This is a genomic window from Bradyrhizobium sp. Crot121 (genome assembly GCF_059512385.1).
Window position 1 is genome coordinate 1 of sequence record NZ_JCAMOR010000456.1, and the last position, 385, is coordinate 385.

Sequence of the window (385 nt, forward strand, 5' to 3'; positions counted from 1 at the left end):
ATCCGCTCCCTTGCCTTTTCACGCTCCGGCGCGTTGGCCGTGATCCTCATCAGCGGTGCTCTTCTTGCCGCCTGCAGTGAAAATGAACCGGATCCCGCAGGTGAAATCGGCCCGAATCCCAAGCTGCCGGCACAGTCGCAATATCTCATCCCGCCGATGCACACGGCCTCCGTCATCGGATGGAAGGAGGGTGAGACGCCTAAAGTCGCTGACGGATTGCAGATCAAGGCACTGGCGACAGGACTGAAACATCCACGCTCGGTCTATGTGCTGCCGAACGGCGATATCCTGGCCGTCGAATCCATCGCGCCACCGGCCGCATCGATCAAGCGTCCCAAGGATCTCATCATGGGCTGGATCGAATCCATGGCGACCTCGGCCGGCT

Annotated in this window: 1 pseudogene; it reads left to right on the plus strand. The window is 60.5% G+C overall.

Going from position 1 to position 385, the window contains the following annotated elements:
- Window positions 1-39: 39 nt before the first annotated feature.
- Window positions 40-385, plus strand: a pseudogene (locus AC5ZGW_RS47460) (PQQ-dependent sugar dehydrogenase); the annotation flags it as partial.